The 9,535-nt window shown below is 40.8% G+C and carries 4 protein-coding genes; all 4 read right to left on the minus strand.

The genetic code is table 11. The features are described 5' to 3' along the window. Nucleotides 1-238 precede the first annotated feature (238 nt). Nucleotides 239-6,004: a non-ribosomal peptide synthetase gene (locus tag ACQV1I_RS15775; protein ID WP_161555084.1), complete on the minus strand. Its 5,766-nt coding sequence runs from the start codon at nucleotides 6,002-6,004 to the stop codon at nucleotides 239-241. Nucleotides 6,005-6,170: 166 nt separating this feature from the next. Next, the gene (locus tag ACQV1I_RS15780; RefSeq protein ID WP_116334103.1) at nucleotides 6,171-7,304 is read right to left on the minus strand and encodes a GNAT family N-acetyltransferase; all 1,134 of its coding nucleotides are present in this window, start codon (nucleotides 7,302-7,304) and stop codon (nucleotides 6,171-6,173) included. Nucleotides 7,305-7,373: 69 nt separating this feature from the next. Then, entirely contained in the window at nucleotides 7,374-8,372 is a 999-nt protein-coding gene (locus tag ACQV1I_RS15785; RefSeq protein WP_236645794.1) for a C39 family peptidase, read from the minus strand. A 56-nt stretch (nucleotides 8,373-8,428) separates the two neighbouring features. Further along, nucleotides 8,429-9,463 carry an LLM class flavin-dependent oxidoreductase gene (locus ACQV1I_RS15790; RefSeq protein WP_116334105.1) on the minus strand — a complete coding sequence of 345 codons (1,035 nt, stop codon included), beginning with the start codon at nucleotides 9,461-9,463 and terminating at the stop codon, nucleotides 8,429-8,431. Nucleotides 9,464-9,535: the final 72 nt, after the last annotated feature.

Raw genomic sequence — 9,535 nt, forward strand, 5'->3', positions numbered from 1 at the left:
CTCATTTTTTGATATCTTAAATTTAAGATAAATGAAGAATACCCTATTTTTTTTACGTTGTCAACTAGTAAACTAAAAAAATATTAAATGAACAACGTAGGAGTTTGGGTTGATTATAGCTGGAACACTCTTGCTGGTTCCATGTTATCGGCTAAACAGAGAAAGACGTATTAGCTTGCGAGCATCTTACAAAAGATAAGGGACACAAACAGGTAATAATCGTTTGTGCCCCCAGGTTTTATTTTTTCATAGGCGCCTCGGCTTCGCTATTAGTTGGTTCTTTTTGTTCTATAAAGGCTGCTAATGCTTGGATCGTTCGGTGTTCATAGACAACCAGATCATCGGAGATTAATTCCTCTTTCTCCATCTCTAAGTCGAGAGTAACAGCAAGTAATGAGTTTCCCCCATGCTCAAAGAAATCCTCGTTTGTCCCTACTTGTTCAACTTTCAGGACACGTTTCCAAATTTCCATGAGCTTCATTTCTAATACGGTCTTGGGTTCTTCTCCTTCTCGGTTCCTTGGAGTGAAAAGTAGAGCTTCATCCTGAAGTCCACCTCGATTTACTTTTCCACTGGTCGTTAAGGGAAGCTTATCCAGTGTCATGAAATGAGCTGGAATCATAAAACTCGGGAGCTGTTTTCTCAGATGTTCCTTTATCTCGTTCATATCGATTGGATTTGCGGTAATGATGTATGCCACTAGCTGTTTATTTCCAAGTGAATCATCTTTATCTAGTACGACAGCGTCAGCTATCCCTTCATAGGAGCGAAGTCTTGTTTCGATTTCTTCCAATTCAATACGGTATCCGCGGATTTTCACCTGATGATCAATTCGACCTAAAAATTCGATATTTCCGTCAGGTAGCCATCTTGCTAAATCCCCTGTCCGGTACATCTTTTCACTAGCTGCAAACGGGTTAGATACGAACTTTTCTTCATTCAATTCAGGCTTATTCAAATATCCTCTCGCCACGCCTGCCCCAGCAATAAACAATTCTCCCACGATCCCGATTGGCTCCAATTGAGTAGACTCATTCATCACATAAACCTGCACGTTTTGAATCGGTTTGCCGATTGGCAATGTACTATACTCTCCTGCTTTTCTTAGAGGAAAGCGGGTAGCGATGACTGTTGCCTCTGTAGGGCCATAGAGATTATCAAGCGTAACATTCTTTGTAAGGGAGTAGAATTGCTCTACGACGTCGTGCGAAATTGCCTCACCGGCTACCAGTACGTATTTCAACTTAGTAAGAGCCGTTATTGACTCTTCGTGAATCGAGTTGAGGAATACTTTAAACATGGAGGGAACAAAGTTGACAAGTGCTACATTATGAGACTCAAGAACACGCAGGATACTCTTAGGATTTCGGTGTCCACCCGGTTCAAGAATCACCAGTGAACCTCCAGAGATGAACCAGCCAAATAGTTCGAGCACTGATACGTCAAAGGTATACGGCGTCTTTAAGAGATAAGCATCGTCTACTGCCATTGGATAATCCTTCTGCATGGCAAATAGATAGTTAACGATGCTGCCATGCTCGATCATGACTCCCTTTGGTCTTCCAGTAGAACCAGATGTGTAAAGGATATAGGCGAGGCTGTCCGCTGTAGATATCGTCTCAAGATTTGCTGTGTCTCCCTCATAAAGAGCTTCGTTGTTAAGATCAAGAATAGGTCCCATAAAAGAAATGGTATCGATATGTTTTGTTTCCGTTACTAAAACCTGTGCATTGCTATCCGCAAGAATATAGTGTGCATGCTCCGCTGGATAGTCAGGATCGATTGCTACATAAGCAGCACCTGCTTTCATCACTGCCAGAATTCCTAGAATCATTTCTACCGAACGGTCAAAACGTAAACCAACCACTTCTTCTCTTCCAATCCCTAAGCCACGTAATTTTCTCGCTAATTGGTTCGCTCGTTCGTTCACAAACTCATACGTGTATGTTTGATTTTCAAAGATGAGAGCAGTCTGCTTAGGATTGCGTTTCGCTTGCTCTTCGAATAATTGATGCACCTGTTTATCTTTAGGATAATCTTCTCTAGTATTGTTGAATTGATAAAGAATCTTGTCTTTCTCTGCTTGGGTTAGGAGCTCTATTTCAGAAAGGTTGATACTTGGATTGCGAAGGATTTGGGCTATGATCGCCAAAAAGTGATTAACCATTCTCTCAATGGTCTCCTGCTTAAACAATTTCGTCACGTATTCTACGTGGAGCAAAAGCCCATCCTTTTCTTGAAAAAACTCAAATGTAATGTCAAATTTAGATGTTTTGTGTTTATAGTCAAAGGGTGTAAAGGTAAGTGTGTTAGCTTGAGTATGGTAAGAAGGAATATTCTGCATAATTAGCATCGTATCAAATAAAGGATTACGGCTGTTATCACGTTCCAACTGAAGCTTATTAATTAGTTCTTCAAATGGATACTCTTGATTCTCATAGGCTTGCAGGGCATTTTCTTTTACTTCCTGTAGGAAAAGACTAAACGGTTTATCTTGGTGTAGGCTGTTTTTCATTGCCAATGTATTGACAAACATTCCAACCATTTGTTCCGTATCTGCGTGGACACGTCCAGCAATAGGCGAACCAACAATGATCTCTGTTTGTTTTGTATATTTGTGAAGGAGAACATTATAGGCGGCTAGTAAAACGATATACAAGGTAGTCCCTGTTGATTCGGTCAAATCACTCAACTGCTTCACGAGTGAATCGGGAATACGTTGAATAACACGGTTACCATCGAAGCTTTGTTTTGCTAATCTAGGGAAATCAGTAGGCAGTTGCAGAATCGGAATTTCGCCTTCAAAAGTCTTTAACCAGAAGGCTTCCTGATTCCCCATCTCATCACTTTCCATGCGCTTGCGTTGCCATGCCGCGTAATCCTTATATTGGATGGACATGGGAGAAAGCTCCTCTTGGGCGTAAAGCTTGATAAAATCTTGCTGCAAGATTATCATTGAAACTCCATCGGAAATAACATGGTGCATATCAAAAAGTAGCAAATGGCGGTATTCGTTGAGCTTTACTAACCCGACCCGAAGTAAAGGGGCTTCGCGTAAATCAAAGGGGCGAATGAACTCGTCAATGATCGATTCGATTTGCTCCTCCGTTGTTTCCTGAAACCAGACGTCAATCGTAGCATGATCCTGCACTTTTTGCACTGGCACTCCATCTAGGAAAACAAACGAAGTTCGCAGGCTTTCATGACGTTGTACCAATCCCCAAATCGCTTGTTCGAATCGTTTTCGATCAAGCTCACCTTCAACGATAAGTGCTCCTGGAATATTGTAGCTAGTTCCTACTCCTTCAAATTTATTCATGACAAAAAGTCGCTGTTGTGCAGAGGAAACGGGATAGTAATCTCGTTTTTCTACAAGATCAATTGCTTCATACTGCTTTTTATCTCCCTGATCAATATAGATTGCAAGTTCCTCAATCGTCGGGTGTTGGAAAATAACCTGTAACGGAACCTCCACATGGAAGGTCTTCATAATCCGTGAAACAAGTGTAGTCGTATTTAACGAATGACCACCTAGTTCAAAAAAATTCTCGTGTACACCAATCTGGTCTGTTGAAAGGATATTCTGCCAGATTTCCACAAGTGTCGCTTCCGTTTCGTTACGCGCAGCGACATATTGTACCTTTGACATTTGTTCAAATACATCCTCAGGATGAGGAAGCATTTTCCTATTTAGCTTTCCATTTGAGGTAATGGGTAGCGTATCCACTTGGATTATGTAGGTAGGTACCATGTAGATAGGTAGATCTTTCGAAAGAAACGCGCGTACTTCTCTAGCAACTACCGGATGATCTGCCACGACATAAGCACACAAATAGGTTTCTTGCGACGCTTTGCTATCCAAACCAATCACAACTGCTTCTTTCATGCCTGAAAATGTGAGCAGCCTGCTTTCGATTTCGCCCATTTCGATGCGCATACCGCGTATTTTTACTTGCTCGTCAAAGCGACCTAGGTATTCTATATTTCCATCGGGAAGCCATCTGGCCAAATCTCCTGTTCTGTACATACGTTGACTAGATTGAGGAAATAAATCAATAAACGGATTTTGCGTAAACTTCATTTCAGTTAACTCAGGACGATTCAAATAACCTCTTGCTAATCCTTCACCCGCAATGCACAGCTCTCCAGGAATTCCAATTGGCTGAAGCTGATTATTCTCATTCACAATAAATACCTGTTGATTAGCTAGTGGTCGCCCTATGGAAATATTGCTCACGCTATCAATCTCTTCCAAGATTACATGGTAGGATGTGGAGTCTACGCAAGTTTCCGTCGGACCATAGGCATTGAGTATTTTGGGTTTGTGTGAGAAATGTCGTACAAAATTCGCTACGACCTTTGCCGTTAGCGCTTCGCCTGCAATAAGTAAGTGCTTGAGAGCTAAATCTGCCGTTTCTTCTTTGTTTAGGTAATCCCCCAAAATCCGTAGATGAGTCGGTGTACCATCTGAGAGTTCTATTTGGTGCTTACGATAGAAAGCAACCAATTTCTCTCCCTCAACTCGTGCATCCTCTGGTACGATCAATAGGCTATGACCATTTAACAGAGAACCAAACATGTTTTGTATCGATGCATCAAATTCAAGCGGTGACACCATGGCTACTCGCAACGGGGATGGATAAGTGGTATATAATTCCCGATTAAGCCCCCAAATAAGATTAACTACGCTACGTTGCTCGATCATCGTACCTTTCGGCTTACCTGTTGAACCAGATGTAAAGATTACATAAGCAAGTTGAGACGGATTCGCCCTGCAAAACTCTTCCGTTTCACTCGTTTTATATGAAAGAAGCTCTGTCACACTCAGCACTTCCAAGTCTGGAAGGTCTACCATTAACGAACTGTCAGTGACAACCTCTTCATTGGTGATTAGAAGTGGGCTATTCGTGTCATCCAGCATAGATTGAATGCGATTTTTTGGTAGAGACGGATTGATTGGTAAGTAGGCACCACCCACTTGCAAAATGGCTAGAATCGAAACTACGATGTCTATATTGCGCTTTAACATAACACCTACGATTTTTTCTGGTTGAATACCTTTTTTCTTTAACAGGTAAGCCGCTTGGGTAGCCCTTTCTTTCAGCTCAGCATAGGTTAACTGGCGATTGTCATCCGCTACAGCAATTACATCTGGCGTTTTTTCAGCTTGCAATGTAAACAGCTCATATAAATTCTTCTCTGCGGGAAATTCAATCTGTGTATCGTTAAAATCACGGATTTGAAGCTTCTCATTCATTGATAGCATGTCAATTACCGATAAAGGCGTATCAAGATTATCTAAGATATTTTGCAGTAGTCCTTTGTAATGGGCAGCTATTCTTTCCACGCTAGCTCTGTGGTATCGGGCGGTCGAAAATGTAATCTTCAGCTCTAGGCTGTCATTTGTTTTTAGGAATGAGAATAGGACTTCAGGTTGATTTGAAACAAGGTAGCTATGATCATGAATGTTCTCTAATAGAATTCCAACATGAAAGAGAGATGAATGATCAGACCTAGAATGACCCATAATCTGCTCATATAAAGATAAAAGCGGATAATTTTGATTCTCGGTCGCTTCATTCAGCATTTCTCTAGTCAATAAGAGTAACTCTTTACATGTCATTTCTTCTCTTAATTGGTTGCGAAGAACAAGGACAGTATTGATAAAATTAGCTTCTGTGTCCTGTTTTAAGACTGGAGATACCACGACGATATCAGAATGCCCCGTATATTTGTATAAAAGCACGTTCAAAACGGACGTCAGAATCATGTGCAAGCGTATATCGGAGCCGTTGGACAGCTTTATCAGTTGGCTAAAGGACGGGCCATCGACAACATTTTTTACATCATCTCTTTGTTCACTAGGGCTCTCTTGATTTTTTTGGTCGTAGGGAAAGTGGCACTCCGTTACCTCTCCCGCCAGCTTCATCTGCCAATAATCTCTTTCCTTTGCCTTCTGATTCGCAACGATCATTCGATCTTCTGAAACGTTTATCCTACCCATTGATTGCATCTCCCCTAAAAAGAAGTTCTCCTTCTCCTGCTTAGCATGCCACATTTGTTATGTCCATGAAGTTGAAGATTGCGTTGACGATTATGGCCGTTCTTCTTATCCAAATCGATACTGATCATTATGCAATCAAATCACTTTTTTACATTACATGTAACATTTATTCCGCTTCAGTCGAAAACAGCTTTTTAGTAAGAATCTCCCATTCTTTTAACCCTTGCAAATTTTTCAAATCATTTTCAAATCGCACATCGCTTGTATCTCTCCAGCCCTTGTCCACGGCTTGTTCTAGGTAGGAAAGTGCAATAGTAGTTTCTCCTATCACAGCAAAGCCACAAGCAATGAGAAAGCAATGCCAGTCTTCTAGTTCACCAAGTTCTTCTGCCCTTTTTACATAGTCTGTAGCTGTAAGGACATCCCCAAACTCTTTTAAATGATAATAAGCACTGCCTACAAGATTATCTAGTTCTCGATAGAAGAAATAATACGCCTTATAATCTCGGCGATTTTCAAAGCCTAATTTATTCGCTAGCTTTATCGACGCATAGCGGAAATGTTCTGTCTTCCAATGGGGAGTAACCCCTCGCTGAAGGCACTCGTCCAACACAGCTCGAGCAGCCAGTGTAGCTAATCCCTTGTTACGATGTTTTAAATCGTAGGTGTTAATGCCGATCTCAATATCGCCTTCACTTGCATAAACAGAAAGACAACTGCTAACTGCCTTATCCCCTTGCATCGTGCAATAGCCGATACCTTTCTCGAAAAAAACCTCAGGGGAGACCCAAAAATTATCCAGCTCTTCTCGAATAACTCCCTCTTTATCCCGATCGATTAATTCAGGAGTAATTTTTTCGACAGAGTAGCCGAAAGGAATCCGATCATGCCATTGCAAAAGCTCTCGATACTTCTCTTCATTAAAAGTGAAGGCGCAACGTCCGTAAGCTTTTGGCAGATAGTTTTTCAGTCTATCAACTACTGTCCCTTCACCCGTATTCGAGTGGGGAAATTCCAACTGAAAAGCGATGTCACCAATCTGCAAACTCTCTGGTGCAATCCTCTCGCGGATGAAAGATTCGAGATTTTTGTTAAAAGATTCGTTCTCTTTGTCTCCAACAAGTAAAAAGATTTCAAATTTTGCCCATATCAAGGCTGTTTTTGGTTGTTTTGGATCATCTACATATACTTTTCCTTGATTATTCCCATTCATGATTCCCAAAATGATGGGGTGATTGGTTTGTTCGCGAAAAATATCCTTAATTCTATCGTATTCCTGTACAGAAAGCTCATAGATCATGCCTGATGTTTCCTTTCTTTTGTGGGTTTTTCATCTCGTATTCATACTCTCTAGGTTATGCTCTCTTTTCTAACAGAGACGATTACATTCTTCAAGTAATTGTACCGAGAAGCACCTTTCATCCTGCGATGCCTCTCTGATTTTTTTAGAAATTTTATGCAACGTACTATCATTACATCTTTTTGTAAGATGCATCTTGATAACAATACCTCGAATAACATTCCAATTATTCCCTATCCTTTTTATCTCTTCCACAAAGGGCACTAAACTTGGATAATCATGTGAAGCGATAAAAGCTAAGAGATGCGCATATTTAAGACGACCATTTGCGATATCTGCCAAGTTGTTTATCAGCGGGATGTCATCAAAGTTTTTGTCATATCCTTCTGTCTCTTTTTGCAAATCAAAATCTTTCAGCAAAACGTCTGCGAATCTTTGCATGTCTGCAAACGCCTTTCCAGACTGCAATTCAGAGGAAAGTCTATTAGCCAACTCTCGGATGAATTGTTTAGGTTCGATCTGCTCATCTTGCACAAGCGAGAAAGTCGTTACATGTTTATAGCCCTTGATAAAATTTGCGTGCGACAACCGCATCTCCTTTTTCATAAAATAAGGATCTGTGCAATAAAGGTCGTGCGTTTCAGAGTTTATTCCTACAATCATAAATGAATGGACAGTGTGTTCCTTCTGATAGTTTTTATCCCAAGGAACCCAAAAAGAATTCATCGTAGCCACAACAGGAAAACCTAAAGTCAGCTCGGTTTGAATGATCTTATACACCTCCTCTTCCATCTGTGTTTGATAGACTGTTCCTCGTATACCATGATACTGTTCGAGAAGAGCTAAAAAGTTATTCGAGGGAATGATTAGTTGATCTCCTATTCTGTCCGTTTGTTTTCTACTAGATTCAAAAGAAAAATTCCACGTTTCTGCAAACATACACTCGTGATTACGCTGAAGCCAACGTGCAAGGGAAGCAATTACATCTTCAATGCAATTATTTTCGATATTTTTTACTGGTTCTATATTTATAAGCACATAGGGATTATCTGTTGATGATTTTAACATAACCAATTGCCCTCCTAAGAAAGTGTACCACAGGTATTTCATTGGTTATCATCCTGTTATTTTATTGATACTCTTGTTTTCTTTAGTTGAGGGAGAATATTCTGTCCGATACGCTCGATTTCATTATCATGTAATAAACTAGTCAAGAGGAAAAATTCGGCGCCAGCATCATGATATTTTTTTAGTGTTTCAATGACCTCTTCATAACTACCTACAATTGATATTGAGTTTGATGGGTTTACTTGGCTAAGCCCGCCCCAAAGATTCTCTCCTACCATGTAGTTATTTTCGGCAGTCAGGTCTTTGTAACGTCCAAGTCCTACAGAATCGGATGTTTTTAAAAAGGCACGTGTCATACGCTTTGTGATTGGTGACGTATTTTCTAATAGTTCATTTGCCGCATGCCACGCTTCTTCGCTTGTTTGTCTTGCGATAATATCGACCAAAACGCCGCAAGAAATGCTCCTTCCCTTTTCTAACGCCATCTGTTTAACTTTATTGTAGTGTTTATTGATCAACTCGAACTCGCACGCATACAGAATATACGCATCTCCATAATGCGCTGCTATTTTCATCGCTTCCTCAGAGCTACCCGCAACGAAATAGCGTCCCCTTTTCTCTACATTCTCCTTTGGATAAATGTCACAGTTACTAATGTGAAAAAACTCCCCTTTGTAACTAGAAGTTCCTTTTCGAAGTAACTGAATGATCTCCATAAACTCTTTCGTGCGTTGATATCTGGTCGTATGTGGATCAACATGGGCTTCACGGGAAAGAGCAATGCTGGAACTACCTGTAATCACATTAACATCCGCTCGATGGTTAATCATCTGATTGAGAGTATTCAACGCTTTAGCAGTGTAAGTCGGCAAACAATGATTGGTATTTTGGGCAAGCAATATGCGAATGCTGGTGGTTTCTAATCCAATCTTAGTTGATGCAATAAAGGGATCAACTGAGGTTGGAGTGCTAGAAACAAGTACACCATCAAAATTATTTTTTTCAGCACGTAAGGCTTGATCCGTATACGCCCGATATAGTTCCTGATATTGATCCGTCGGGACAACCGGTAATGCCCAACAAAATTCCATAATCAGTTCCCCTCCTGCTTCCCTTCTTCACTGGTCGGACATAGCCGGATGGTGCAAGAAGCACCATCCCCC

This window comes from Brevibacillus sp. JB24b, from assembly GCF_051713385.1.
GTDB lineage: Bacteria > Bacillota > Bacilli > Brevibacillales > Brevibacillaceae > Brevibacillus_B > Brevibacillus_B laterosporus.